Genomic DNA, 25,450 nt, shown 5'->3' with positions numbered 1-25,450 from the left:
GTCAGGGATCTGCGCGCTGACGGTCGGTCGCCAGCGAGTCGTCCAGGACCGTCTTCGTGATCGCGACCGCCCCGACGGCCACGAGCAGGAAGCCGGCGATCTCGGTCAGGAAGCCCGAGACGCTCAGCAACGGGCGCTGGAGGAAGCGTGGCAGCAGGGCGACGACGATTGACAGCGGTTCGAGGACGTTCCAGTTCCGGAGGGCCAGTCCCACGAAGACGACGCCGTAGAGGACGAGCAGTTTCCGTTTGGCCGCGTACGCGAGCGTCGCACCGAGTGGAGGGCGCATGGTTCGATGGGCTTGCGGGCGTGCAAAATGGATTTCGGGTCGTCGACGACCGGTCACGCGTCGTTGGTGTCACCGTCGTCGCGGTGCTCGGCCAGCGCCTCCTCGATCGTCAACTGCCCGTCTGCGACACGGCGGGCCAGCGCCTCGCCGATGGCCCGGTTCGTCGCGCTGGCCTCTCGGGAACGCTCCTTGATGCGCTTGAGCTCGCCCGCCGTAGGATCGATCTCGCGGGACTCGATCTCCTCGCCCTCGATACGGGCGATGTTGACCGCCGCGAGCACGTCGTCCATGCCGCGGGTTCCCGTTCCGAGGTGTGGCGTCGTCCCGGTCTCGTCGACCAGTTCGACAGTCACGTCGCCGAGGTCGTCGATGATCCGCGCTCCCAGCAGTCGCGCGCCGTCGCCGATCCGGACGAGGGGGTCGACCGCTTCGGCCAGCTCCTCGTGGACGGCCTCGGCGACCTGATCGGCCGGCACCTGGAACGCGGCCACGACCATCTCGCCCGAGAGGACGGCGATCCCCGGCCGGTCCCCGGGATCGATGCCGACGACCAGCTTGCCGCCGTTGCCCCGCAGCAGCGAGACCACCTCGTCGACGGCCCCACGCGGTGTCGCCGGATCCGCTCGCACGACCTCGACGCCCGCCGGCGCGTGGCTCTCGTCGGCCGCGGTGACGACGACGCTGGTCTCGTCGGGCAGCTCCTCGCCCGGCTCGATCGTCGTGAAGTCGACGCCGCGGTCCCGCAGCTCGCCGACGACGCCGTGGTACACCTCGAAGTCCGCCGTTGCGACGACGATCACTAGTCGTCACTTGTCGCTCGCCTCCAAGTATCTACCGTCGCAGGTGCCGATCGGCGAACGCGGGTCACGCGTCGGTCGTCAGCGTTTAACCGCACCTCGCCGTAGCCGAGGACGTGAGCGAGTACGTTTCGACCGGCTGCGCGGAGATCGACGACCTGCTCGGTGGCGGGTTCGAGCGCGGCGCGGTCACCCAGATCTACGGCCCACCGGCAGCGGGCAAGACGAACCTCGCGCTCAGTGGCGCGGTCGAGGTGGCGGCCGCCGGTGACTCGGCGCTGTACATCGACACGGAGGGGCTGTCGGCCGACCGGATGGAGCAGATCGCTGGCGCGCGCGCCAGCGAGACCGACGAGACGCTCGCGGCCCTGGCCGAACGGATCGTCGTCTCCGAGGCGCTCGACTTCGAGGACCAGGAGGTCGCCGTCCAGGACGCCGCTGAGCTGGCCTCGCAGGTCGAGCTGATCGTCCTCGACAGCGCGACCGGCTTCTACCGGCTCGAACGGGACGACGGCGACGGCGGCGAGGCCCTGCGGGACGTGGCCCGCCAGATCACGCACCTGCTCTCGCTGGCGCGCAAGCACGATCTGGCCGTCGCCGTCACGAACCAGGTCTTCGCGGATCCGGACAGCGACGGCACCCGTGCCCTGGGCGGCCACACGCTGAACCACTGGTCCGGCGCGATCCTCCGACTCGATCGGTTCCGGGGCGGGAATCGGAGAGCGACACTGGAGAAACACCGCGCCAAGGCCGCGGGCGACACCGTCCAGTTCCGGATCACCGAGGCCGGTCTGGCCGGCGGACAGGACCGTTCGCTCGACTAGTAGATCAGTTCGTCGTCGTTCTCGACCATGTACAGCGTCCGGGCGGCGATGTTGACGGCGTGGTCGCCGACCCGTTCGAGGTCTCGAATCGTCAACAGGAGACGCGACACGTCGTTCATCAGCCGTTCGATCTCCGTTTCGTCGGCCCCGTCGCCGACCTCGCGCTCGATGAGGTCGCGGACGACCGCCTCGGAGGCGTCTTCACAGCGTTCGTCGATCTCGTCGTCGCGTTCGGCGATCTGGTAGCAGGCGTCGGTGTCCTCGTCGCGGTACCCCGCCATCGCGTCCTCGATCATCTCCAGGGTGTGGTCGGCGATGCCCTGGATGTCGACCTCGGGGAACATGTCCCGGTCGGCGGTGAGCGTGTACTCGCCGAGGTTGGTCGCCAGATCGGCGACGCGTTCGAGGTCGGTGATGATCTTGAACGAGGCGGCGATAAAGCGCAGGTCACCGGCGACGGGCTGTTGGAGCGCCAGCAGGTCGACACAGTCCCGTTCGAGTTCGAGGTACATCTGGTTGATCTCGTCGTCGCCCTCGATGACTTCCCAGGCCAGTTCCTCGTCTTTCTGTTCGAGCGCGTCGAGTCCGACGCGGAACCGCTCCAGGACGACTTCGGACATGTAGAGTACGTCTTCTCGGAGCTCTTCGAGGCGTTCTTGATACGATTCGCGTGGCATGCACGGTCTTGCGCCGGACATCCGTATCAGGCTTTCCCTTCGACGAACTCTGGCTGGCGACGCCGCGCCGGGGCGGCCAATAGATCAGTTCGTCGTCGCTCTCGACCACCTTTTTCCGCGTCGGGTCAGCCGAGCTGACCACTCGCGCAAAAACGTGGTCTCACTGAGCGAAGCGAAGTGAGGCTCGGGAGAGCGAGCTCTCCCGGTGGTGAAAAAGCTGGTCCTCACTTCGCTCGGACCAGTGAACCCCGCTCGCTTCGCTCGCGGGGATGCAGACAGATTCGGTCAGTAGATCAGTTCGTCGTCGCTCTCGATCATGTAGAAGGTCCGGGCAGCGATGTTGACGGCGTGGTCGCCGACGCGTTCGAGATCGCGGACGGTCAGGAGAAACTGCTTGGTGTCTGCTAGCAGCCTCTCGTGCTCGTCGCCGGCCGCGTCGTACGTCGCCAGGTATCGCACGAGGTCGTCGGCCGCGGCCTCACAGCGCTGGTCGAGGTCCGTATCGCCGGTCACGACCGTCCGGCACTGCTCTGGGTCCGCCTCGACGTAGGCCGCGATCGCGTCGGCCACCTGGCTGCTGGCCATCTCGGCGATGTCGGCGATCGGGACGACGGTGAGTCGGTCGCGTCCGGGCGTCCCGGCGTACCGGCCGATGTTGGCGGCGAGGTCGGCGATTCGCTCCAGATCGGTGAGAATCTTGAACGTCGCGACGACGAATCTGAGATCGCCGGCCACGGGCTGTTGGAGCGCCAGCAGATCGATACACTCGCTTTCGAGTTCGAGATACAGCTCGTTGATCTCGTCGTCGCGCTCGGCGATCTCCCGGCCGCCGTCCTCGTCGCCGTCCTCGTAGGCGCGTGACGCCTCGCGGAGGCGCTCGACGACCAGCGTCGCCATCGACGTGACGCCCTCTTTCAGCGTTTCGAGCTCGGTTTCGTAGCGATCTCGTGTCATGTGTCTCCGTTCGATCGGTGGCTCACTCGATCCGGACGCCCAGTCGGTCGGCCAGTTCGTAGAGGTCCGCGACCTCGTAGGTCGGCGTCGCCGAGAGATCGAGGTCGGCACGGTGGTCACGCCGAACGAACGCCGCGTCGATCCCGGCCCGCTGGGCAGCGACCACGTCTTTCTCGCTGTCGCCGACGTACAGCGCCGATCGCGTGCCGAGGTCGTCGAGGGCCGCCTCGATGTAGCTCGGGTCCGGCTTCTTGCGTCTCGCCCCTTCGATTGTGGGAACGCGTCCGTACGCGGTCTCGAAGTGTCTCCCGAGGTCGTGATAGTCGAGGATGAACTCGATCGTCGCGTGCTGGTTGTTGCTGACGAGGCCGGTCCGGTGGGGCAGGGCTGTCACTGCGTCGCTGTCGTCGTACAGTGCTTTCTCACCGCTTCGGATCGCCTCGCGCTGGTACTCGCTGGCGACGGCTTCGCGCCGCTCCCAGAACCGTGCGGGGTCGATCCCGTACTCGCGTTCGAAGTCGCCGTCGGGTACGGCGTCGGCGGCGACCATCTCGCGGGCGCACGCCTCGTCGACCGTTACGTCGAACGCCGCGAACGCCTCACTGACGGCCCGGGCTAACCGTCCTCTGTCGGTCGGTTCGATGAGAACTCCGTCGTTGTCGAAGACGACCGCGTCGTACGCTGGTGCCATTCGTCGGTGTTATCCGAACTTGCCGGTGATGTAGTCCTCGACGCGCTGGTGCTCCGGGTTCTCGAAGATGGACTGCGTGTCGCCGAACTCGACGAGTTCGCCGCCGGTGAGGAAGACGGCGGTCTTGTCCGAGATCCGGGCGGCCTGTTGCATGTTGTGCGTGACGATGACGACAGTGAACTCTTCGGCCAGTTCCTCGATGAGGTCTTCGATCTTCGAGGTGGCGATCGGGTCAAGCGCCGACGCCGGTTCGTCCATGAGGATCACGTCGGGATCGACCGCGATGGCCCGCGCGATACAGAGGCGCTGTTGTTGCCCACCCGAGAGGTCGAGCGCTGACTTGTCGAGTTGGTCCTCGACCTCGTCCCACAGCGCCGCTCGCTTGAGCGCCGTCTCGACCTTCTGGTCTAAGTTCTCGGTCTCGTCCTGGATCCGCAGGCCGTAGGCGACGTTGTCGTAGATGCTCTTGGGGAAGGGGTTGGGGTGCTGGAACACCATCCCGATCCGGCGGCGCAGTGCGACCGGGTCAACGTCGTCGTCGTAGATGTTCTTGCCCTCGAAGTAGAGTTCGCCGTCGACCCTGGCGGTGTCGATGAGGTCGTTCATCCGGTTAATCGAGCGCAGGAACGTGGACTTCCCACAGCCCGAGGGACCGATCATCGCCGTCACCTGATTCTCGGGGATCGACATGGTGATGTCCTGCAGGGCCTGTACGTCGCCGTAGAAGACGTTCAGGTCCCGGGCCTCGATGACCTGCTCACGACCGGCCTGGGCACTGCTGTCGGTGCCGTCGACCTCGATCGACTGGTCGACCAGTGGCTCACCCGACGGATCCGGGGTGGCAGTGGTCCCAACGGCCGCGGGATCGGTACTGTCGTCGCTCGTCATCTCGTTCTGTGTCATGGATTGTCACTCTCGTTGATACCGGTTGCGGATGACGATCGCAGTCGCGTTCATCACCAGCAACACCGCGAGTAGCGTGATCACGCCAGCGGCGAGGACGCCGTGGCGAAACGCCGGCTCCAGTTCGCTCGACCAGCTGTAGATCTGTCGGGGCATCATACCCGCCACGTCGAAGAAGCCGTTCGGGGCGAGTCGCACCGACGCCGCCGCCCCGATCATCAGCAGCGGTGCCGTCTCGCCGATCGCGCGCCCGAGCGCCAGGATCGTCCCGGTGAGGATCCCCGGCAGCGCTTCGGGCAGGACGACCTGCCGGATCGTCTGCCAGCGGGTCGCACCCATTCCGTAGGAGGCCTGTCGGAACGAGTCTGGCACCGAGCGGATCGCCTCCTGTGCGGAGATGATGACGATCGGCAGGATCAACAGGCCGACCGCGAGGCCGGCGACGACGATCGAGCCCTGGGGCCACTGGACGATCCGGATGAACAGTGCCAGTCCCAGCAGGCCGTAGACGACCGATGGGACGCCGGCCAGGTTCCCGATGTTGATCTCGACGAGCGTGACGAACTTGCCCATCGGCCCCTCGGAGGGAGCGTACTCTTCCAGATAGATCGCCGCGCCGACGCCGACGGGGAACGTCGCCAGGACGATCACGATGATCATCATTATCGAGCCGACCATCGCGGGGTAGATCCCGGCGTCGGCGGCGGTCCGCGAGGTCGCGCTGGTCAGGAACCCCCAGTCGATCCAGGAGTCGGGACCGGCCAAACCGGCGGCGTCGACGACGACGCTGCCGACAGCCACCCCGAGGACGGCGGTGACCGGGAAGGCCAGTCCGCGCACGCCCTCGCGGCGGCGCACGACGCCCTCGACGTAGACGCCGACCGGCAGCGCGACGAACGCGACCAGCAGCATCCAGCCGCCGTAGCCGATCCCGAGCGCCGGGCCGGTGACGAGTCCCACCAGCGCGCCGACGAGTGTCGCCCCGACGACCGCGAAGCCGGCCCGTCGAGAGTCGCAACGCCGGGCGACGAACACGCCGCCGGCCACGGCGAGTGGCGCGACCAGCGTCCCGAGGAGCAACAGCCAGTTCGTGGGCACGTACGGCAAGCGCAACAGCACTTCTCGCAGACTGATCACGCGGTGGTACAGACCGAAGTCGACGCCCAGCGCCGCCGCCAGGTCGGTGACGAGCCAGTTGAACTGGGCCGGCGGAGTCCCCAGGACCGTCACGATCGGCGCGCCAAACAGCACGACGAGGCGTTCGAGGGCCGCGTTGGGCCGCAGGCGTCCGTGGGCGACGATCAGGCCGCCGGCCGCGACCAGCGAGGTCACCAGCGCGAACCACTCGAGGATCGAGAGCAACTCGATGAACATGACCGCGAACCCGCCCGTGAGCAAGACGCCGACCACGGGGAGACCGCTGGTCACGTACGCGACCTCGCCGGCCGGTTCGTCGAGCCGGTAGTAGTACACCGCGAGTGCGGCCAGCGGGACCACCACGGTCACAGCGTAGGTGAGGAGCCACCCGCTGTCGGCCGAGAGCGGTCTGAACGCGTCGTTGGCGACGAACAGCAAGAGGAGCAACACGGAGACGAGCCCGAACGCGGTCGCCGCGAGGCAGGTCGCCTCGAACGCTCGCCCGCGGAGCTGGCTGATCGAGCTGTCGTCGCCGTGCCAATCAGCGTCCGGTTCCGTCGTCGCCATCAGTGCTCACCCATCGTTGTGTCGTTCATTCGTACTCCTCCCGGTATCGGGCCGCGATTCGGTTGCTCACGAGGTTCAGCAGGAACGTGATCGCAAACAGCGTCAGCCCGATCGCGAACATGCTGCTGAAACCGAGCTGACTGACGCTGTCGGCGCTGTTGATCTGAACCATTGCGGCCGTCATCGGCTGGAACCCCTGCCAGAGGTTCTGGAGCGGCTCCGCGAGGTTCAGCATCCGGGGCTGACTGCCGGCCGCGACCACGACGATCATCGTCTCGCCGATGGCTCGCGACAGCGCGAGGATGAACGAGGAGAAGATCCCCGACGCCGCCGCGGGCAAGACCACGCCGGTAGTCACCTCGAACTTCGTCGCACCCATTCCGTAGCCGGCCCGCCGCAGCGAGTCCGGGACGGCGCTCATGGCGTCTTCGCTCAGGCTGGACACCATCGGGACGATCATGATCCCGACCATGATCGACGGGCTGAGGATGTTGAAGGTGTTGACCGGCAGGCCGATCGTCCGCAGGAACGGCGTCACGTAGACGAGCGCGAAGATCCCGTAGACGACGGTCGGAATCCCCGCGAGGACTTCCAGACCGGGCTTGAGCACCGAGCGCATCCGGTCGCTGGCGTACTCGCTGAGATACACCGCCGCCGCGACGCCGGTCGGCAGTGCGATCAGCGCGGCGATTACCGTCACCAGCAGGGTGCCACTCAACAGCGGGAGCAGCCCGTAGACGTCGCGACTGAGGAGAAACTCCGTCCCGCCGAAGAAGTCGAGCGGGTTCACGAGCGTGAAGAAGGTGATCGCGTCCCGCGCGAGCAACGCGACGATGCTGATCGTCACGAGAATCGACAGCGCCGCACACAGCAACAGGAGGTACTGGTACATCCGTTCGCGCGCCGCACGCCCGCGTGGTCTGGACGTGATATCCGGTTCGGGCGTCTCGGTGCTCATCGCGTTCGCCCCCGTGTGTACTCCATGTGTGTGTCCTGATACAGCACTGTTCTATCCGGCGACCTCTTCGAGCTTGGCGAGGTTCTCGTCGCGTTGCTCGGCGCTGGACGGGACGTAGCCGATGTCCTGAACCACGTCGGTTTCGGCCTGTTCGAGGTAGTACCGGACGTACTCGTACACTTCCTCGCGCTGGAGCGCCGACTCGGCGACGTAGAGAAAGAGCGGCCGCGCCATCGGGTAGGAGCCGTCCTTGGCGTTCGGGAGGGTCGGCGGCGTACACTCCTCGTCTACCTCGACCTTGATGTCGATCGCCTTGACGGCCTCCGAGTTCGAACTGTAGTACGCGTAGCCGAAGTATCCCATGCCGCCCTCGTTGTCCCGGATCCCCCGAACGATCGTCTCGTCTTCTTCGGTCGGCTGGTAGTCGGTCGTGTGCTCAATCTCCTCGCCGACGACGTGCTCGTTGAACCAGTCGAAGGTCCCGGAGGTCGACGCCGGACCGTAGAGTTCGAGTTTCCGGTCGGGCCAGTCCTCGCGTACGTCCGACCAGCGGGTCACGTCGTTGTCGCTCCAGATCTGTCGCAACTCCTCGAAGCTCATGCACTCGACCCACTCGGCGTCGTTGTTGACGGCCGCCGTCAGCGCGTCGCCCGCCACCTGGAACTCGATCGGTTCCACGTCGTTGGTCGCACACTGGTCGACCTCGGCGTCCGTGATCGGCCGTGACGAGCCGTTGAGGTCGGAGTCGCCGGCACAGAACCAGTTTTCGAAGCCGCCACCGCTCCCGGTCGGGTCGACGGTGACGTTGACGTTCCCGTGGTCCTCCATGAACTCCTCGGCCATCGTGTCAGAGATCGGAAAGACAGTGCTGCTCCCTTTCACGATGACCTGCCCGGAGAGACCGTCGCCGCCACCACCGTCGTCGCCGGAACCGCCGCCCCACGCGTCCCGACGCGTGTTCTGGACACAACCCGACAGCGCCGTCACCCCGGCCAACCCACCGGCGAGAAATTTCCGACGCGAAACGTCCCTGTTGGGGTCCCGTGTCATCGTCTGAAGCGTACTCAGGGGTGAATAAGTACTCTACTATGAAGGGTACCAAACTATACGTAGTCTATATAGAAGTACGTTTGGTATAGATCAACAGTGATATCCGAATCGGCCGAAACCATCCCGAGACAGCCACACAGATGGCTTCTCGGGATTCGTCGAGGGCCCGATATCACTCCCGAGCGGGCTCCTAATCGATCGCTTTCGGTCGAGAAATTGTTTGTTACCCTCGACACATCTCGTATTGTTGTCGCTATATAGTTCCATGTGGATTTATGTTGCTCTGGCTGTGAGGGCACCTATGGAGACGCGAAAGGTGCAGGTGACGGGTGGATCGACGTACACCGTCTCGCTTCCCAAAGAATGGGCGACAGAGAACGACGTGAGTGCCGGGAGCGTCGTGGAGTTTCACGCCGAAGAGGACCTCCTCCTGCTCTCGCCCCGGCGCGAGAACGGGCGCGTCGAGGGGACGCTCGACATCAGCGGTCTCGACGAGGACCACGAGCTCACCCGCGCGGTGATGACGATGTACGTGAGCGGCTTCGACGTCATCACTCTGGAGACGCCCCGAATTTCGCCGAAACAGCGCCGCGTGGTCCGCGACGCCGTCCAGGGGCTCGTGGGGCTGGAAGTGATCGAAGAGACCTCCGATCGAGTCGTCCTGCAGGACCTGCTGGACTCCTCGGAGCTGTCGGTCCACAACGCCATCACGCGGATGCAGCTGGTCTCGCTGACGATGCTTGCAGACGCCATCGACGCCCTCGTCGAGGACGACGACGACCTCGCGGCCGACGTGATCCACCGCGACGAGGACGTGGACCGTCTCTGGTACATGGTCTCGCGCGTGTTCCGGACGGTGCTGCGGAACCCGACGGCGGCGACCGAGATCGGGTTCCCCCGAGAGACCGTCTTCGACTACCAGTCCAGCGCCCGCCAGCTGGAGCGCATCGCCGACCACGCGACGAAGATCGCCGAGCTGTCCCGCGAGATCGACGCCATCAGCGGCGAGACCGGCGAGAAGCTCCGGACGCTCCGCGAGGAGGCCGCGACCGTGCCCGAGACCGCGATGGAGGCGCTGCTGGCCGACGACTCCGAAGCGGCGGTCGAGCAGGCCAACCAGGCCCGTGGCACCATCGAGGACGTCGACGCGATGGCCCGCGAGGTCGACGAGCAGGTCCGAGAGGCCGACCCCCAGAGCGCCCAGGTGCTCGGGCTGGTCGTCGACTCGCTGTCCCGGACCGCCGACTACGGCGGGAACATCGCCGAGAGCGCACTCCAGAAGGCCGCACCGCGTCCCTGATGAACGGTTGTCGGAATGCGCCGGTGATCGTCTACCCCGTGGCGACGATCACCGGTAAATCGCTACAATAATCCGTATTACTCGATCAGGACCGCGTTGACCTGACCGTCCTGACCGGGACGGGAGGTGACGCGGGCCCGGCCCTCGCTGGTCTCGACGATCGCACCCTTGGTGACGATGTTTCGGCGAGCGTAGTTCGGGTCGGAGGCGTTCTCGACGACATCCTCGATCGTGGCCTCGACGACCTCGCCGCCGTCTGCGACGCTGGCGACGTCGGTGGTGACGGCGCGGAACTTCTCGGTGTTACCGCGGGCGTCGACGGTCTTGAGCTTCTGGTCGCCGACAGTCGTCTCGGTGGACTCGTTGCCCAGTTCGTACTTTCGCTTGTTGCGCGACGGACGAACGCGACCGCCGGTCCGCTTGCGTGTGGAGCGTCCCTGATCTTTCATACGGTAGGGATAGCCCAGCGGCTACTTGAAGCGTTCGATGACGAGCCGCCAGCGACCGACACCCTGATACGCCGCCCAGCCACACGTCTCGGCGATGAGTCTCCGCCGCGCCGTCGCCGCACCGTTCGCCAGAGACGGGAGCGACCGACTCGGAGAGAGCGAGTTCGTCGTCGCGCTGTCGCTGGATCGCGACTGGTTCTCGCCAGATCAGGCCAAGCGTCTCGTCGACGTGGCCGCCAGCGAGGGGCTCGTCGAGCGCGACGGTGACGACCTCGTCGTCGCCTTCGATCCCTCCGAGGTCTCGCTGCCGGACGGGTTCGCCCCCGACGAGTCGATCCTCCGCGAGCGGTCGACGTTCGAGCGCGTCCTCGCGGCCGTCGTCCAGCACGGCGAGGACAAACAGTCGGCGGTCGCGGCGATCAACCGACTCCAGGACGAGCTGGGCGTCACCCTGGAGGCTGCCGCCGTCGTCTACGCCCGCCGACGGGGGATCGACGTGGCCGAATTCGCCGAGCGCGCACGAGGTGATCTGTGATGGTCGAGGATCGAATCACCGACGGCAAACGCGTCGCACAGCTGCTCGCGTCGGAGCTGACGGGACTGGAAACGCCGCCGCTGAACCGGATCGACGTCGTCGATGCCACGCCGGAGGTCGAGCCGACGGCGGACGGAACTACGGCCTACGGCGTCGCGATCGACGGCGACCGGATCGGGACCGTGACGGTCTTTCCCGACGGTGCGACCCTGTCCGTCGACGGCTCGCTGCCCGAGGCGTTCGAGTCGGCAGACGGGATCGATGTCGAGCGCGGAGACGAGGGCGTCGTGGTCCGGATCGAGCACGGTGGTGCGGTCAAAGGTGCCGTCGACGCGCTCGTCGCGATCACTGCCCTGTAGGCCCGGAGCTACCGCGAGACCGGCGATTCGACGAGCTTTCTGGAAGTCCAGGCGATGAACCCGGTGAGGATGAGCACGGAGCCAAGCACCGCGAGCGCCGCGGCCGCGAGCCAGACGGCCGTGGCAAAGCCCAGTATCGGCCCCAGCAGGGCCACGGTGATCGGCGAGAAGACCACCAGCAGCGATCCGATGCCGACGATGCGGCGCTGTTCACGGGTGAGGTCGACACCGAGGGTGAAAATCTCCCAGCCGTCGTCCGGCTCTGGGGCCGCCAGTCCGACGGAGAACAGCGGGATCCCGACGAACACGAGCACGCCGGAGACGACGGAGGTCCAGAAGGTGTTTGCCAGCGGGAGTCCGAGCAGGGCCCCGATCAACACGAGCGCGAAACCGCCGACGAGGCCGATCGGGCGGAGACGGGTGTCATCGAGCACGGCGTCGAGGTCCGGAAGCTCCCGGGCGACGTGCTCGATGTCGAGCGAGCGGTCCATAGCTGAGCCGACGGAAGCCAGCGATTTATAGACCCCGGTCCCCGTATCAAAAATCATAACACGCCACCCCGTCGGCGATCGACCGATGAAAACCGGGCCGACGGTCGGGGGTCCGACACGGAAGGAAACGCTTGTGTCGGTCGCCGACGCCAGATCGGTCATGGGATTTTTCGATCGACTCGGCCAGCGAATCGCGGTCGCAGACAGCGTCGTCTCGGTGGGTCTCGACCCGGACCCCGACCGACTGCCGGACTGTGTCGCCGACGCGGAGCTGCCCCGCTGGGCGTTCAACCGCCGCGTCATCGACGCGACCCACGAACACGCGGCCTGCTACAAGCCCAACGCCGCCTTCTACGAGGACGTGGACGGGTGGCGCGCGCTCGAAGAGACGATCGCCTACGCCCACGGCAAGGACGTGCCGGTGTTGCTGGACGCCAAACGAGGCGACATCGGGAACACCGCCCGCCAGTACGCCACGGCACTCGATCTGGCCGACGCGATCACGGTCAACCCCTACATGGGCGGTGACTCGCTGGCCCCGTTCCTCCAGCGCGAGGACGGCGGCGTCTTCGTCCTCTGTCGAACGTCGAACTCCGGCGGGGCGGACCTACAGGACCTCGAGCTGGCGTCGGGCGGGCCGCTGTACGAGCGGGTGGCGACGCTGGCCGAGGCCTGGAACGAGCGGGGCAACGTCGGCCTCGTCGTCGGCGCGACCAACCCCGACGAACTCGCGGCGATTCGCGAAGTGGTCCCCGACCTTCCCTTCCTCGTCCCCGGTGTCGGCGCGCAGGGCGGCGACGCCGAGGCGGCCGTCGAGCACGGCCTGGCCGACGGCGTCGGCCTCGTCAACTCCTCTCGCGGGATCATCTTCGCCGGCGAAGACGCGGGCCGCGGTGTGGGCACCGACGAAGACGCGTACTTCGGCGCTGCCGAGCAGGCGGCCCGCCGGCTCAAAGAGCGACTGAACGAACACCGGGACTGATACGATTTATTGTAGTTGCTTACCGGTGATCGTTGCCACGGAGTAGACGATCACCGGTAAATCGCTACAATAATCCGTATGATACGGAGGGCTGTCGGAACGTCCGGTCTACGGCTTTCCGCACGATTCAGGTATATAAATACTTCGGCCATCATTCCGGGTCTGAAGTCGTGGGCCGGTTTATACAATGACGTGGCGCTTTGCTTCGAGTGCCGCACGACGACAGACTCGCTCCCGACCGATCCCACGCTCGCCCGTCCCAACCGACGAGGTCCCCGCTGACATCCCCATCCCTCCAAACCCACCCACCGTACCGCGCTCGTCGGTCGCCCCCGCCCCTCACCCGCAACCGTCCGTCGGCCCGGCCGGACTCACCCCCTCTGTCCGTGGGTCCACAGCCCCTCTCCGTCCGGACCCACCACCCTCTCCGCCCTCTCCCACCACCACGGTCCCGCCGGCACCGACCGCCCCGCTGTCGTCCCGTGTGGCCCTCCAACCACTCACGGATCCGCAACGACGACGTTCCGTCACATACGGATATTGTCGCTGCTTGCCCGGTCGACCGCACGGCGTCCGGCCGAACGCTGTGAGGACGGAGCGAATCTCCCGGTGGCGTGCAGTCGAAGAACTTCGAATACGCTCCTCAACTCAATGTACTGCTCTTGATCGGATCCTCGCTGGTCACCAACAAAAAGAACAACGCTCATCCCGATACATTGTAACACAGCAGTTTCTTGAACCAGTCGTCCGGTGAGTTGAGTTTCAGTGCGAGAAATCCGAGGTATTTTTGGAGATGATGCTTCGAGATGCCTCTGAACTTCGCCAGCCACTGGCGAAGGAAGCTGTGGCGGTTCTCGCAGGTATTTGTGTGGGCGTCACCGATGACGTAGGTGTCGGAGTGGGTGACGGCCAGATGGCCGTCCACCCCCTCCGTCTCCTCGATATCCTCATAGATCGTGTAGCCGTCGGTACAGAGGATGACGCTTCCGTCGCCGTACTCAGAGATGTCCTCGTCGGCCTCTTGCAGATCCTTACAGACGAGAAATCGCACTCGTCCGTCGCTCCGACGGACGAGTGTCAACACTGGCGGTTTGTCTGATTCGAAGGTTCCGCGCCCCTTTTTGAGAGTCCGCGCTCGCGCGGACTCCCATCCTCATCTTCGAGTCCCTTCTCACCAGCCGTGACGTAGACCTCGTCAGCTTCGCACACGTCGTAGAGGTCGAATTCGTCGATATTATCACTCACTTCCTGCACTTTGTGAACGTAGTTGAGAACAGCCTCGTAGTCTCGATCAAGGTCACGAGCGATCTGAGCGGTCGGCTCAGATCGCATCTCCTTGACGATATAGAACATCTCTTCGAGANCGAAGCGATGCTGGCCGAAGATCGTCTTTGTGAGGTCGTTGAAGTAGGTTTCGCAGGATTTGCACCAGTACTGCTGAGCGTCCTTACCGGTCGTTCCTCGGTCGACAACCGCGTCACTCTCGCAGTGAACACACGTCACCGTCTCGCCGAACCGGGCGAGACGGAGACGCTCGAAGCATCGCTCACGCGGTGGAAGGAACACTTGAGCTGACTGCTCGTCCATCGTTGGCTGCTACTGAGTCGCCAGCAGAATTGATGTTACGATCTATCGAGATGAGCGTATTGTTTTAGTTCGCTCTCGACGGCGTCGATCGCTCGCTGGCCGACCTCGGCCACGTCTGTCGGGAGGTCGTCGCGGTTTCGCAACTCGGCCGCAGTGAGCCACTCCCAGTCCTCGACCGGCTGTTCGCCCGGACCGGGCTGGATATCGCGGTGGGGGGCCTCGCCGTAGAAGATGAAGTCGACGTGCTGGTGGCCGACGCCTTCGGCACTGACGTTGATGTCTTCGAGCAGGAAGTGCTGTGGCTCGGGAATCGATCGGGCCGTCTCGCTCTCCAGATCGCCCTCGGGTGCGAGCAGGTCCACGTCGAAGCCCAGCTCCTCGCGGATCTCACGTAGCGCCGCCTCGTGTGGGAGTTCGTCGCGGTCGATGTGGCCCCCCGGCGGGAGCCACATCTCGAGCTTGTCGTGTTCGTGTAGCGCGACGGCTCCGTTCTCGACGACGTAGACGGTCGCAACGAAATGCCGGGTCGTTTCCATACCGTCAGTCGAGACGCGATGGCACCAAGAGATTACGATTCAGAGCTGCTGGACTTCCTCTTCGGCTTCCAGCAGTTCGTGGTAGCGGTTGCGGATCGTCACTTCGGAGATGTTCGCGACTTCGCTGACCTCGCTCTGGGTGACCTTCTCGTTTGTCAGCAGCGAGGCGGCGTACACGCCGGCCGCCGCGAGGCCGACCGGGGACTTGCCGGAGTGGACGCCCTGCTGTTTGGCGTTCTGGAGCAGCTGGCGAGCCCGTCGCTCGACCTCGTCCGAGAGGTCGAGATCGGAGGCGAAACGCGGCACGTAGCTCTCGGGATCCGCCGGCTGGATCTCCAGGCCGAGCTCGCGGACGACGTAGCGATAGGTCCGGGCGATCTCGTCTTTCTCGACGCGAGAGACGGCGCTGATCTCGTCGAGCGAGCGCGGCGTGCCGGCCTGACGTGCGGCGGCGTACAGCGACGAGGTGGCGACGCCCTCGATGGAGCGGCCCGGCAGGAGGTCCTCGTCGAGCGCGCGGCGATAGATGACGCTGGCGGTCTCGCGGACGTTCTCGGGCAGGCCCAGCGCCGAGGCCATCCGGTCGATCTCGCCAAGCGCCTGCTTGAGGTTGCGCTCCTTGGAGTCGCGTGTCCGGAACCGCTCGTTCCAGGTACGCAGGCGCTGCATCTTCTCGCGCTGGCGCGAGGACAGGGAGTTACCGTATGCGTCCTTGTCCTGCCAGCCGATGTTGGTCGACAGCCCCTTGTCGTGCATCATGTTGGTCGTCGGCGCGCCGACGCGGGACTTCTCGTCTTTCTCGCTGGCGTCGAACGCGCGCCACTCGGGACCGGGGTCGATCTCGTCTTCCTCGACGACCAGTCCACACTCTTCACAGACGGTCTCGCCGCGTTCGCTGTCGGCGACCAGATCGCCCCCACACTCTGGACAGACGTGCTCTGACTCGTCCTCGGTCTCCTCTGTGTGCTCGGTCTCGTCCGTAAATCGTCGGATGGTGGTGTCGGTCATTGGTTGGAGTGACAGCCGGGTCAGCGACCCGAGAAACCTTCTAGCGATTACACTGTTGTTGTCGCGTCGACTTAAAAGTTTTGGCTATCGGCGAATTCAGATTTCCTGAACCACAAAACAAGCTTTGCTGGTGTGATATCGGTCCCCCGCCGAGCGGCCGTCGAACTCCGTTCCGAGCGGCCGTTCCCAGGGTATCGAAACCCTTACCGCCGGGCCACCGCTCCGGGGATGTATGAGCGAATCCGTCGTCGATCCAGACGAGGTCCGTCACGTCGCGGATCTCGCCCGTGTCGACCTCGACGACGACGAGGTCGAACGGTTCACCGAACAGTTCGCGGACATCCTCTCGTACTTCGAGACGCTGGACGAGGTCCCCGAAGTCGAGCGGGAGGCCGAACTGACCAACGTCATGCGTCCGGACGAGACCCACGAGGGGCTCAGCCAGGACGAGGCGCTCGAAAACGCGCCGGACAGCGAGGCCGGCCACTTCAAGGGGCCGAAGGTGTCGTAAGATGGCGACGGAGTACAACGCCTACATCAGCGACGAGACGATCGAGGGCGCGGACGAGGGGCCACTGGCCGGGCAGACGGTCGCAGTCAAGGACAACATCTCGACGAAAGGCGTCCAGACCACCTGTGGCTCGTCGATGCTTGCGGGGTACGTCCCGCCCTACGACGCGACGGTCGTCGAACGGCTCACGGCGGCCGGCGCGACCGTCCCCGGCAAGACCAACATGGACGAGTTCGGGATGGGGACGACGACCGAGACCTCGGCCTACGGGCCGGTCGAGAACCCCGCCGCTCCGGGCCACGTCCCCGGAGGCTCCTCGGGTGGCTCCGCCGCCGTCGTCGCGGCGGGCGACGCCGACATGGCCCTGGGGACCGACACCGGCGGTTCGATCCGCTGTCCCGCCGCGTTCTGTGGCGTCGTCGGCATCAAGCCCACGTACGGGCTGGTCTCCCGGTACGGGCTCGTCGCCTACGCCAACAGCCTCGAACAGATCGGCCCGATCGCGCCGACCGTCGAGGAGGCCGCGGAGCTGCTCGAAGTGATCGCCGGTCCCGACGAGCACGACGCGACGACGCGAGATCACGAGGGCGCGACCGAGGGCCTCGCCGACGCCGCCGACGGCGACGTCGACGGGCTCTCGATCGGCGTGCCGACGGAACTCGTCGACGGAGCGGACGAGGCGGTCGTCGAGACCTTCTGGGACGCGATCGACGAACTCGAAACACGGGGTGCGAGCTACCACGAGGTCGACCTTCCGAGCGTCGAACACGCAGTCGAGGCCTACTACGTCATCGCGATGTCCGAGGCGTCGTCGAACCTCGCGCGCTTCGACGGCGTCCGCTACGGCCAGAGCGGCGGCTACGAGGGCAACTGGAACGAGAGCTTCGCCAACGCACGCGAGGACGGCTTCGGCGAGGAAGTCAAGCGACGGGTCCTGCTCGGGACGTACGCGCTCTCGGCGGGCTACCACGACAAGTACTACAAGAAGGCCCAGGACGCCCGCGCGTGGGTCAAGCAGGACTTCGATTCGGCACTCGACGAGGCCGACGTGCTGGCATCGCCGACGATGCCGATCCCGCCGATGGAGATGGGCGAGAGCCTCGACGATCCACTGACGATGTACCTGGCCGACGCCAACACGACGCCGGTCAACCTGGCGAATCTCCCGGCGATCTCCGTGCCTGCCGGCGAGACCGACGACGGACTCCCGGTCGGCCTGCAACTGGTGGGTCCCGCCTTCGGCGAGAAACAGCTGATTCGGGCCGGTAGCGCGCTGGCCTGAGTGGACGGCAGCGCGCTGGCCTGAGTGGACGGCGGCCGCTCCGAGACGCGCATTCACAGCGGCGCTCCCCCGTCTGCCACGCTCACCGATACTTTTTCACTGTGCTGGGACGAATCCGTAAATGATGCCCTCCCCCAACTCCCTCGGTACGCGGTTCCGGCTGGCCGCGCTGGTCGCGCTGCTGGTCGCCTTCGACGCGGTCTTCGTCGTCGCCGTCTACTGGCTGGGTCATCTGGCGGCCGGCCTGTTCTCGTGGGCCATCACCTACGAGTCCGCCGGGCTGGTGGTCGACGCGTTGCAGTTCCGGACGCTCCCGTCGCCGCTGGTCGTCGCCGTCGGGACCGCGGCGACGCTGGCGGGACAGTCGGTGTTTGGCTACCGGATGAGCGCCAACACCGTCCCTGGCCAGCGACAGACGTTCCGGGACCTCTTCGCGCCGGTCGCCGATCCGGTCGAACCCGGACAGCCTTTCGGCGGCCTGCTGGCCGACCGCTCGCACGCGGTCTCTGCGGACGATGAGGACGAACGCGATCCACGCGTCGTGCCGACGTTCGACTACGGCGAGTACCGCGAGCGCGTCGCGGTCCGACTCACCGGGCTGGCACAGCTCTCGGACACACCGATTCCGGACGTGCGGGTCGTCGACAGCGAGACGCCGAACAGCTACGTCGCCGGCCGGCCCGGCGAGCAGATCCTCGTCGTCACGACGGGGCTGCTTCGCACGCTCGACGACGAGGAACTCGACGCCGTCCTGGCTCACGAGCTCGCCCACCTCAAGCACGGCGACGCGTTCGTGATGACGGCCGCTGGCTTCCTACCGACGGTCACGGCCCGCGTCAACGGAGGGACGATCGAGTTCCTCCGCCGGTCCGGACTCGGGTACCTCCCCGGCGTCGAGCAGCCCGAGGACAGTGACACCGTCGCGTTCGGCCAGCTCCACGTCGCGATGGTCGCGCTCTCGCCGATCGTCCTCGCGCTCTCCTCGGCGCTGTGGCTCGCGAGCACGGCCTGTTACCGATCGCTCTCCCGAGTGCGCGAGTTTCACGCCGACGCCGGGGCGGCCGCGATCAGAGGGTCGCCGGCCGCCCTCGTCGGCGCACTGGAGACGCTCGAAGATCTGCGTCCGTCCGAGGACCTGCGGACCGCCCAGACCGGCGTTCGCGAACTGTGCGTGTTGCCCGACGCGATCGACGACGGGGACGGAATCGACGGCGACGACGCCATCGCCCGGACGCGGCGGCGGTGGCGCTCGGTGGCCGCTCGCGTGCTCCCCTCCTCGCACCCGCCGATCGAATCACGGGTCGCCGCGCTCCGAGAGCGGGAGCGCACGGGCCGCCGATAGCGGGACCGTGCGGGGGATCGTCTGTACTGACCACTGCCATGCGGTTAGCATCCGGGCGACCGTCCGGGTCCTTCGGACCACTCGGTCGCCCAGTCCGCTGACCCGAGCGGGAAAACGGTGGTTTAGAAGAAAAAGAGGCGCTCGGCGGCGTCCTCGGTCAGCGGCGCACCGTACTCGGAGATCTCGACGGCCTCGGCGTGGTCGACGGCGGCACCGGCGTCTTCGCCGTAGCGGTCTTTCAGCTCGGCACGGAAGCGGTCGGCGACGTTGATCTCGGTGTTGGCGGCGAGGTGGTCGACGCCCTCCTCGGTGAGCCACTCGCGGCGGGCGTCAGCGCCCTCGGGGACGTTCTCCAGCTCGCCGAAGGTGTAGGGGAGCCACTCGTACATCTGGGAGACGTGGCAGTCCATCGCGTCGATTTTCCGCTCTTCGACGTCGCTCACGTCGAGGACCACGTCGGGCTCGAAGGGTTCGGGCTTCTGGAAGTGGTCGGCGACGTAGCCGATGACGGGGTTCGACTCCATGGGCTGGGTGTCGGGGACGATGTTGGGAACGATCAGGGAGTACGCGGCGTCGCGCACCAGCTGTGCGGTGTAGCGGTGGTCGGGGTGGTAGTCGTTGGGTCGCGGTCCGAGCACCAGATCGGGGTCGACTCGGCGGATGTAGCGGATGAGCTTCTTGCGGTTGGCGAGCGTCGGTTCGAGCAAGCCGTCGGCGATGTCGAACACGTCGTAGTCGATGCCCAGCGTCTCCGCGACGGCCTCGGTTTCGCGCTTGCGTCGCGCGGCGAGCTTCTTGCGGTTCATCTCGTGGTGGCCGGCACTCCCGTCGGTGACGGAGAGGAAGGTCACGTCGTGGCCCGCCGCCGCGTACTTTGCCGCGATACCGCCGGCCTTGATCGAGCAGTCGTCCGGATGCGCACCGATCACGAGCAGGTGCTGTGTCTCGCTCATACCCGTGTCTCGTCGGGAGTGAACGAAACGTTTTGGATATTTTCCGGCGAGAGAACCTGTCAGCTGACCTGTTCGTAGATATCCGCCAGTCGTTCCACGGAGTGTTCGACGCTCGTCTCCGCGCGGCGGTCCAGGCAGCGCTTTCGGAGTCGTTCGGACTCGTCGAGCGCCCGCTCGATCCCGTCGCGGAAGGCGTCGGTGTCGCCCTCGGGGTACTTGTAGCCGGTGACGCCGTCGTCGATCGTGCCACTCAGCGCGCCGCTGTCGACCCCGACGACCGGCGTGCCACAGGCGTTTGCCTCCAGTGCGACCAGTCCCTGGGTCTCGACCGGGCTGGGGAACGCGAACACGTCGAGTGCGGCGTACAGCTCGGGAAGCTCCGCTCGGTCGAGGAACCCCAGGAAGTGGGCGTCGACGCTCGCCGCCTCGGCCGTCGCTTCGAGGTTCTCGCGAGCGGGTCCGTCGCCGCCGAAGACCAGCGTCACGTCCAGTCCCTCCGCGGCGGCGACGATGTCGTCGAGGCACTTCTCGTAGCCGTGCCGACCGGTGTATCCCACCAGCGGGCCGTCTGGGAGGTCGTGGCGCTCGCGAAAGGCCGCCGTCTCGCTCGGCGCGAAGAACTCGGTGTCGACGCCGTTCGCGAGCACTTTCACCGGCGTCGAGACGCCGACGGTCTCCCGGAGGTGTCGAGCGGTCCGTTCGCTGGGCGTGATGACCACGTCGGCACCGTTCAGGAACCACCGCTCGTAGCGGGTCGCGCAGTTGCGAATCAGTCGCTCGATGGTGCCGTTGAGGGAGACGTACTCGGCGTACTCGCCGGTCGGCGTGTGGTAAGACGCCACCAGCGGCGCGTCGTTGCTCCGGGCGAACCGCTTTGCGGCCAGCCCGAGACTGAACGGGGTGTGTGCGTGGACCACGTCGGCCGCCTCGACGGCCGTCGGGATCTGCGGTGCCGCGACGCGAAAGCCCTCGTAGAACGGGAACGGGAGGCTCGACACCGGGTGTTCGCCGGCCGTCGCCTGGTGTTCGCTCCGGGGATAGATCACGTCCATCTCGCTGTCGCGGCGGCTCCACTGCTCTCGCCAGGTCTTGACAGTGTAGGTGACGCCGTTGACCGTCGGGAGGTATGTGTCGGTGAACGCAGCCACGCGCGGCAGTGCCATCGGCGACGTTTGATCGACCACGCCTTAAACCGTTGCTATCTCTCGCCGACAGCCTCTGGCACGTCCCCGTCGAGGACCCGTTCGTAGATGTCCGTCAGCTGTTCGCCGACCCGGTCGAGTCCGTGTTCGCGAGCGGTCGCTTTCGCGTTCTTGCCCAGCCGTTCCCGGAGATCGGGATTCGCTTCCAGCTGTTCGAGCGCGTCGACGAACTCCCGCTCGGACGAGCAGATCAGGCAGTCGTGGCCGTCCTCGTAGTACTCCGAGAAGGCGGGGATGTCCGAAATCACACAGGCTTTCCCGCAGGCCATCGCTTCGAGCACGACGATGCCCTGGTTCTCGACCTTCGCGGGGAACATGAACACGTCGCCGGCCCCGTAGGCCCCGCGGATGTCGTCGACCCACCCCGAGAACGTGACGTTGTCCGGCGGATCACCGGTCCACTCACGGACCGTCGCCGAGGCGCTCGGTCCGGTCTCGTAGGTGCCAAACCAGGTGAAGTCGTAGTCGGTCCGCCGGGCGACCCGACAGAAGGTAGAGAGCCCCTTGCGCTCGAAGACGTTGCCGACGGCGAAGATCCCCATCCCCTCGATGCCGTAGCGCTCGCGGAACTCCTCGCGGAACTCCTCGTACCCCGTCAGCCGGTCGAGGTCGATCCCGTTCGTGATCGGCCGGATCGGCGCGTCGATCGGATACGACTGCAACACCCCTCTCGTGTACTCGCTGGGACACAGCACGAGGTCGGCCTGCGAGTAGAACCACTTGAGGTACCTCCCCAGGGCCGGGGCGACGACGTTGGCCCCGCGGAAACTGTCTCGGAAGTCCTCGCGAGTGACGTGTGCGTGGCAGATCACCGGCGTGTCGGTCCGCTGGGCGTGCTTGATGGTCGCGGCCGTTCCCGGGCCGATCATGTTGCAGTGGACGAGGTCCACGTCGGTGAACGCGCGCCCGCCGGTGAGCTTCGACCGGACGGCGTCGACCGGATGACCGCCCTCCCACGGCGAGGTGACGACCTCGACGTCTCTGTCGGCGAGCGCCGCTCGCTGGTGTTCGACCGACGTACCGATCCCGCTGCGGTCCAGCCAGCCCGCGACCTCCAGGTAGTTCAGCGTGCGCACAGGGATCTGTCCTCCAGTATCCGACAAAAGACTGTCGGTCCGATGCGAAACGTATTCCCGTCGTGTCGGCGGAGTTGTGGTCGATGACGCCCGGTGGGTCCGAGATCGCTCGCGAGCGGATTCGACGACTCCACGACCTCGCTCGCGAGGCGGCCGGCGACGGCAACGACGAGCGCGCTCGGGAGTACGTCCGCCGCGCTCGCCGCGTCGCCGAGCGCAACCGTCTCGGACTCCCGCGGCGGTTCAAGCGTTTCACCTGTGACGCCTGCGACGCCTACCTCCGTCCGAGCGTCAACGCGCGGGTCCGCCTTCGGGACGGCCACGTCGTCGTCACCTGCGACTGTGGGACTCAGGCGCGCTATCCCTACGAGTGACGACCGACTGCCTGCGTTCCCGTTCCGCCTGTTGGCCAAGTGTTTAAGTCCCCAACAGTAAAATCGAAACAGTATGAGTGACAAGGACCGCCGACAGCGGATTCACGAACTCGACGCCACGCTCCGTGTCGGCAAGCAGGGTATCGATCCGGTCGCCGACGAACTCTCGAACCAGCTCGACGACCGCGACCTCGTGAAAGTGAAGTTCCTCCGGTCTGCGCTGGGCGGGACGACGACCGAAGACGAAGCCGAGACGCTCGCCGACCTCGCCGGTGGGACTGTTGTCCAGACGAGAGGTCACACCGCCGTGTTCGAACGATGACGCAGGGGACGCCGGCCGTCGACAACGACCCGACGCCACTGGCCCAGATTCTCGCCGACTTCGGGGTTCCCTACGCCGACTCGATCGGTCAGGCACTGACGTTCGTCGCCGTCTTCCTGGCGATCTACCTGTTCGGCCGCGCCGTGATCCTCCCGGTGGTCAACCGCGCGCTCAAAGCCCGGGACCTCGACGCGCACGCCCGCAAGCCGCTGAAGAAGATCGTCAGTATCGCCGTCGTCTTCGTCGGGATCTCGGTGGCGTTCGGGGCCGCACAGTTCGGCAGCTTCCTCCAGTCACTGGCGACGATCGCCGCCGCCGCGACGCTGGCGATCGGCTTCGCGATGCAGGACGTGCTCTCGAACTTCGTCGCCGGCATCTTCATTTTCACCGACAAACCGTTCCGCATCGGCGACTGGATCGAGTGGGACGGTCACGCTGGCGTTGTCGAAGACATCTCGTTGCGTGTCACCCGTGTCCGGACCTTCGACAACGAGCTGCTGACGGTGCCCAACTCTCAGCTGACCGACGGCGTCATCAAGAACCCCGTCGCCAAGGAGCAACTCCGCCTGAAGTTCGTCTTCGGCATCGGCTACGACGACGACATCGACAGCGCAACTGAGATCATCCTCGACGAAGCCGACGAGCACGAGGGCATCCTCGCCGACCCCGAACCGTCGGTGCGTCTGATCGAACTGGGCGACTCCTCCGTGGGACTCCAGTCTCGCATCTGGATCGCGAACCCATCGCGGGCCGACTTCGTCAAGATCCGCGGCGAGTACGTCAAAGCCGTCAAGCAACGCTTCGACGAGGCGGGCATCGACATCCCCTACCCGAACCGCACTATCGGCGGTGGTCTCGAACTGGCCAACGTCGACGGCCTCGTGGAACCGACCGCCGACGACGCCTGACCACCGTTTCCGTCCGCTCGTCTTCGCGATCTCTCGTCGTCGCAGTGACGAACGTTTTACCGTCAGCTTCCCGACGAACACACAGTGACAGCATTCGATCCAGAGAAGTTCGAACGGAAGTACGAGCACTACTTCGAGGAGCTCGAAACGGCGTACTCGAACGCGTACCAGCAACTCCACGGGCAGGTCGACTCCGCAGTCCTCCGAACGATCGACCGACAGGTGCTCAGTGAGAGCGAACCGGTATACGACGGTGACGGAACGTTCCGCGTCACTCTGCCCGACGACGCGAAAGAGACGGCACGACCACTACCCGGCGACGAAGATACCTTCGATGCCGTCCTCGACGAGTTCACCGACCGCATCGAGGACGAACTGCGCCGGCTCTTCGAGTTCGACGAGTAAGGTCACCGACGACTCTTTCGTGCAAGTGGTGCGCGCGGCGCACCCGCTGTGGACGAGATGGCGGCGTATGAATGGGATGGACAGCGAGATTGCCCGGCGTTCGGGCGCAGGTAGTCCCGTTTGCCTCCTCCACCCCGCGATCCGACGAGCGACAGGTGTACGAGGGTCCGCTGCTCACTTCCGTGCCTGGCGGAGTGCCCTCGTCTAACCACAGGCGAACGCCCCTGCAGGCGCAGCCGTGTGGACCGCTGTCCCCGTTGGACGAGGCTTCGACGTTAGCTCACGGGGCCTGCGTCCGGCAGACCGGACGCCCCCGAGTTCGGTCCCCGCTCAAGACCGTAGTGCGGGCGAGGAGGGGGGCCTAACCCCTCGACCTAGTCCACTCGAAGATCCGCCGCCACAACTTAAGGACCTTTCGGAAAGACGGGACGGCGTGGTGGTCGTCGCCACGCGGCCGGCTAGATGAGCCGCTGGGCGCGTGCGTACCACGCTGCGGCGGCGGGCACACAGAGCGCGGTGACCACGAGCGCCCCGCGGTGATACCCCAGCACGTCTGCCGTCGTGAGCTGTGTCACCATGCTCTGGGGGACCGTACTGGCCCAGACCGCGGCCAGGACCGTCATGAACAGGCCCAGGACCAGCGTCGCCCCGGCGACCAGATCGGGTGGCGACCGGCCCTGTCGCCCCGCGGCGAAGACGATGATCGCCACGCTCGCGAAGAGGCCGACGACGAGCGGACTGATCGCCCCGGCGGCGAAGTACGCGCCCACGGCGCTGCTCTGCTCGACGACCGCGTACGGTGCCGCGAGGACCGCGAGGACGGCCAGCGATGCGACGATGCCGACGGTCGGTGCGAGCCGCAACTGCTCCATACTCGGAGGTGGATCTCCGCCGGTCTTATACTGTCGGTTCGCGGCGGGCGTGGCTTCTTTCCACACGCGGTGTCCGGGAGCCGAAAGGGCCACAAGGGTGACTCACGAT

The 25,450-nt window shown here is 66.1% G+C and carries 30 protein-coding genes and 1 other RNA gene; 12 read left to right on the top strand and 19 right to left on the bottom strand.

The genetic code is table 11. The annotated features are described in order from the left end of the window. Nucleotide 1: 1 nt before the first annotated feature. Together HALKA_RS0116650 and HALKA_RS0116645 are read right to left on the bottom strand one after the other, a co-directional pair. A complete protein-coding gene (locus HALKA_RS0116650) occupies nt 2–289 on the bottom strand; it encodes a hypothetical protein (protein WP_015762739.1) in 288 nt (95 codons plus the stop codon). A 53-nt stretch (nt 290–342) separates the two neighbouring features. Continuing rightward, nucleotides 343–1,089, bottom strand: coding sequence for a hypothetical protein (locus tag HALKA_RS0116645; RefSeq protein WP_018259069.1), 747 nt, complete (start codon nt 1,087–1,089; stop codon nt 343–345). Between the two features lie 113 nt (nt 1,090–1,202). On the opposite strand from HALKA_RS0116645, the gene radB reads away from it, so the two are divergent. Then, entirely contained in the window at nt 1,203–1,910 is a 708-nt protein-coding gene (radB, locus tag HALKA_RS0116640; RefSeq protein WP_018259068.1) for a DNA repair and recombination protein RadB, read from the top strand. On the opposite strand, the gene phoU (HALKA_RS0116635) is transcribed toward radB, so the two are convergent. The 7 genes from phoU (HALKA_RS0116635) to HALKA_RS0116605 all read right to left on the bottom strand — a co-directional run bounded on the left by phoU (HALKA_RS0116635) (nt 1,907) and on the right by HALKA_RS0116605 (nt 8,847). After that, nucleotides 1,907–2,587: a phosphate signaling complex protein PhoU gene (gene phoU / locus HALKA_RS0116635; RefSeq protein ID WP_018259067.1), complete on the bottom strand. Its 681-nt coding sequence runs from the start codon at nt 2,585–2,587 to the stop codon at nt 1,907–1,909. The two genes, radB and phoU (HALKA_RS0116635), sit on opposite strands and share 4 nt — an antisense overlap. A gap of 285 nt (nt 2,588–2,872) precedes the next feature. Then, nucleotides 2,873–3,541, bottom strand: a complete 669-nt coding sequence (gene phoU, locus HALKA_RS0116630; protein ID WP_018259066.1) for a phosphate signaling complex protein PhoU — start codon at nt 3,539–3,541, stop codon at nt 2,873–2,875. A 22-nt stretch (nt 3,542–3,563) separates the two neighbouring features. Beyond that, nucleotides 3,564–4,232 (bottom strand): HAD family hydrolase, encoded by a 669-nt coding sequence (locus HALKA_RS0116625; protein WP_018259065.1) that lies wholly within the window; start codon nt 4,230–4,232, stop codon nt 3,564–3,566. A gap of 9 nt (nt 4,233–4,241) precedes the next feature. Continuing rightward, nucleotides 4,242–5,135 (bottom strand): phosphate ABC transporter ATP-binding protein PstB, encoded by an 894-nt coding sequence (gene pstB / locus HALKA_RS0116620; RefSeq protein WP_018259064.1) that lies wholly within the window; start codon nt 5,133–5,135, stop codon nt 4,242–4,244. A gap of 6 nt (nt 5,136–5,141) precedes the next feature. Continuing rightward, the gene (gene pstA / locus HALKA_RS0116615) at nt 5,142–6,839 is read right to left on the bottom strand and encodes a phosphate ABC transporter permease PstA (protein ID WP_018259063.1); all 1,698 of its coding nucleotides are present in this window, start codon (nt 6,837–6,839) and stop codon (nt 5,142–5,144) included. A 25-nt stretch (nt 6,840–6,864) separates the two neighbouring features. Beyond that, on the bottom strand, nt 6,865–7,797 hold the full coding sequence (gene pstC, locus HALKA_RS0116610; RefSeq protein WP_018259062.1) for a phosphate ABC transporter permease subunit PstC: 933 nt from the start codon (nt 7,795–7,797) through the stop codon (nt 6,865–6,867). Between the two features lie 51 nt (nt 7,798–7,848). Then, nucleotides 7,849–8,847 (bottom strand): PstS family phosphate ABC transporter substrate-binding protein, encoded by a 999-nt coding sequence (locus HALKA_RS0116605; protein WP_026190390.1) that lies wholly within the window; start codon nt 8,845–8,847, stop codon nt 7,849–7,851. Nucleotides 8,848–9,148: 301 nt separating this feature from the next. On the opposite strand from HALKA_RS0116605, the gene HALKA_RS0116600 reads away from it, so the two are divergent. Next, the gene (locus HALKA_RS0116600; protein ID WP_018259060.1) at nt 9,149–10,147 is read left to right on the top strand and encodes a phosphate uptake regulator PhoU; all 999 of its coding nucleotides are present in this window, start codon (nt 9,149–9,151) and stop codon (nt 10,145–10,147) included. 77 nt (nt 10,148–10,224) lie between these two features. Here the strand turns inward: HALKA_RS0116600 and HALKA_RS0116595 are convergent, their stop codons facing one another. Further along, nucleotides 10,225–10,596: a 30S ribosomal protein S8e gene (locus HALKA_RS0116595; protein WP_018259059.1), complete on the bottom strand. Its 372-nt coding sequence runs from the start codon at nt 10,594–10,596 to the stop codon at nt 10,225–10,227. Nucleotides 10,597–10,690: 94 nt separating this feature from the next. Here HALKA_RS0116595 and HALKA_RS0116590 point away from each other — a divergent pair, with 94 nt between their 5' ends. Beyond that, nucleotides 10,691–11,131 carry a DUF2240 family protein gene (locus HALKA_RS0116590; RefSeq protein WP_015762754.1) on the top strand — a complete coding sequence of 147 codons (441 nt, stop codon included), beginning with the start codon at nt 10,691–10,693 and terminating at the stop codon, nt 11,129–11,131. Continuing rightward, nucleotides 11,131–11,490, top strand: a complete 360-nt coding sequence (locus HALKA_RS0116585; protein ID WP_018259058.1) for a DUF7993 family protein — start codon at nt 11,131–11,133, stop codon at nt 11,488–11,490. Before HALKA_RS0116590 ends, HALKA_RS0116585 begins: the two co-directional genes overlap by 1 nt. A gap of 8 nt (nt 11,491–11,498) precedes the next feature. Here HALKA_RS0116585 and HALKA_RS0116580 read toward each other — a convergent pair whose 3' ends face one another. Beyond that, entirely contained in the window at nt 11,499–11,981 is a 483-nt protein-coding gene (locus HALKA_RS0116580; protein WP_018259057.1) for a hypothetical protein, read from the bottom strand. Nucleotides 11,982–12,141: 160 nt separating this feature from the next. Here HALKA_RS0116580 and pyrF point away from each other — a divergent pair, with 160 nt between their 5' ends. Next, on the top strand, nt 12,142–12,963 hold the full coding sequence (gene pyrF, locus HALKA_RS0116575; RefSeq protein ID WP_026190389.1) for an orotidine-5'-phosphate decarboxylase: 822 nt from the start codon (nt 12,142–12,144) through the stop codon (nt 12,961–12,963). Between the two features lie 703 nt (nt 12,964–13,666). Here the strand turns inward: pyrF and HALKA_RS20550 are convergent. From HALKA_RS20550 to HALKA_RS0116555, 3 genes are all read right to left on the bottom strand, one after another. Then, a protein-coding gene (locus tag HALKA_RS20550; RefSeq protein WP_155119447.1) for an IS1595 family transposase occupies nt 13,667–14,550 on the bottom strand; the annotation gives its coding sequence in 2 pieces (ribosomal slippage) (nt 13,667–14,088 and nt 14,088–14,550; 885 coding nt in all). 35 nt (nt 14,551–14,585) lie between these two features. Further along, nucleotides 14,586–15,086, bottom strand: coding sequence for an NUDIX hydrolase (locus HALKA_RS0116560; protein ID WP_018259054.1), 501 nt, complete (start codon nt 15,084–15,086; stop codon nt 14,586–14,588). A 39-nt stretch (nt 15,087–15,125) separates the two neighbouring features. After that, nucleotides 15,126–16,094, bottom strand: a complete 969-nt coding sequence (locus HALKA_RS0116555; protein WP_018259053.1) for a transcription initiation factor IIB — start codon at nt 16,092–16,094, stop codon at nt 15,126–15,128. A gap of 232 nt (nt 16,095–16,326) precedes the next feature. Between HALKA_RS0116555 and gatC the strand changes: the two genes are divergently transcribed. The 3 genes from gatC to HALKA_RS0116540 all read left to right on the top strand — a co-directional run bounded on the left by gatC (nt 16,327) and on the right by HALKA_RS0116540 (nt 19,229). Further along, entirely contained in the window at nt 16,327–16,605 is a 279-nt protein-coding gene (gene gatC / locus HALKA_RS0116550; protein WP_015762947.1) for an Asp-tRNA(Asn)/Glu-tRNA(Gln) amidotransferase subunit GatC, read from the top strand. Between the two features lies 1 nt (nt 16,606). Then, nucleotides 16,607–17,887: an Asp-tRNA(Asn)/Glu-tRNA(Gln) amidotransferase subunit GatA gene (gatA, locus tag HALKA_RS0116545; protein WP_018259052.1), complete on the top strand. Its 1,281-nt coding sequence runs from the start codon at nt 16,607–16,609 to the stop codon at nt 17,885–17,887. Nucleotides 17,888–18,008: 121 nt separating this feature from the next. Next, complete coding sequence (locus HALKA_RS0116540) at nt 18,009–19,229, top strand: M48 family metalloprotease (protein ID WP_018259051.1); 1,221 nt, start codon at nt 18,009–18,011, stop codon at nt 19,227–19,229. Between the two features lie 122 nt (nt 19,230–19,351). Here the strand turns inward: HALKA_RS0116540 and HALKA_RS0116535 are convergent, their stop codons facing one another. The 3 genes from HALKA_RS0116535 to HALKA_RS0116525 are packed head-to-tail and all read right to left on the bottom strand — an operon-like array spanning nt 19,352 to nt 22,460. Beyond that, nucleotides 19,352–20,182, bottom strand: a complete 831-nt coding sequence (locus HALKA_RS0116535) for a PIG-L deacetylase family protein (RefSeq protein ID WP_018259050.1) — start codon at nt 20,180–20,182, stop codon at nt 19,352–19,354. 59 nt (nt 20,183–20,241) lie between these two features. Next, nucleotides 20,242–21,345, bottom strand: coding sequence for a glycosyltransferase (locus HALKA_RS0116530; RefSeq protein WP_018259049.1), 1,104 nt, complete (start codon nt 21,343–21,345; stop codon nt 20,242–20,244). Nucleotides 21,346–21,380: 35 nt separating this feature from the next. Further along, nucleotides 21,381–22,460 (bottom strand): glycosyltransferase family 4 protein, encoded by a 1,080-nt coding sequence (locus tag HALKA_RS0116525; protein ID WP_018259048.1) that lies wholly within the window; start codon nt 22,458–22,460, stop codon nt 21,381–21,383. 83 nt (nt 22,461–22,543) lie between these two features. On the opposite strand from HALKA_RS0116525, the gene HALKA_RS0116520 reads away from it, so the two are divergent. The 4 genes from HALKA_RS0116520 (at nt 22,544) to HALKA_RS0116505 (ending at nt 24,469) form a co-directional block, all read left to right on the top strand. Then, on the top strand, nt 22,544–22,834 hold the full coding sequence (locus tag HALKA_RS0116520; RefSeq protein WP_018259047.1) for a ribonuclease P protein component 4: 291 nt from the start codon (nt 22,544–22,546) through the stop codon (nt 22,832–22,834). A 73-nt stretch (nt 22,835–22,907) separates the two neighbouring features. Further along, on the top strand, nt 22,908–23,156 hold the full coding sequence (locus HALKA_RS0116515) for a YhbY family RNA-binding protein (RefSeq protein ID WP_018259046.1): 249 nt from the start codon (nt 22,908–22,910) through the stop codon (nt 23,154–23,156). Beyond that, nucleotides 23,153–24,064 carry a mechanosensitive ion channel family protein gene (locus HALKA_RS0116510; RefSeq protein ID WP_018259045.1) on the top strand — a complete coding sequence of 304 codons (912 nt, stop codon included), beginning with the start codon at nt 23,153–23,155 and terminating at the stop codon, nt 24,062–24,064. The genes HALKA_RS0116515 and HALKA_RS0116510 overlap by 4 nt, the downstream gene beginning before the upstream one ends. 84 nt (nt 24,065–24,148) lie before the next feature. Then, a complete protein-coding gene (locus HALKA_RS0116505; RefSeq protein WP_018259044.1) occupies nt 24,149–24,469 on the top strand; it encodes a DUF5783 family protein in 321 nt (106 codons plus the stop codon). Nucleotides 24,470–24,543: 74 nt separating this feature from the next. Here HALKA_RS0116505 and ffs read toward each other — a convergent pair. Together ffs and HALKA_RS0116500 are read right to left on the bottom strand one after the other, a co-directional pair. Beyond that, nucleotides 24,544–24,854, bottom strand: an RNA gene (gene ffs, locus HALKA_RS20545) — signal recognition particle sRNA. Nucleotides 24,855–24,927: 73 nt separating this feature from the next. After that, nucleotides 24,928–25,341, bottom strand: coding sequence for a DUF7548 family protein (locus HALKA_RS0116500; protein ID WP_018259043.1), 414 nt, complete (start codon nt 25,339–25,341; stop codon nt 24,928–24,930). Nucleotides 25,342–25,450 lie beyond the last annotated feature (109 nt).

Source organism: Halomicrobium katesii DSM 19301, assembly GCF_000379085.1.
GTDB classification, from domain to species: Archaea; Halobacteriota; Halobacteria; order Halobacteriales; family Haloarculaceae; genus Halomicrobium; species Halomicrobium katesii.
The sequence above is the reverse complement of the archived record's forward strand: the minus strand, read 5'-3'. Positions and strand labels throughout refer to the sequence as shown.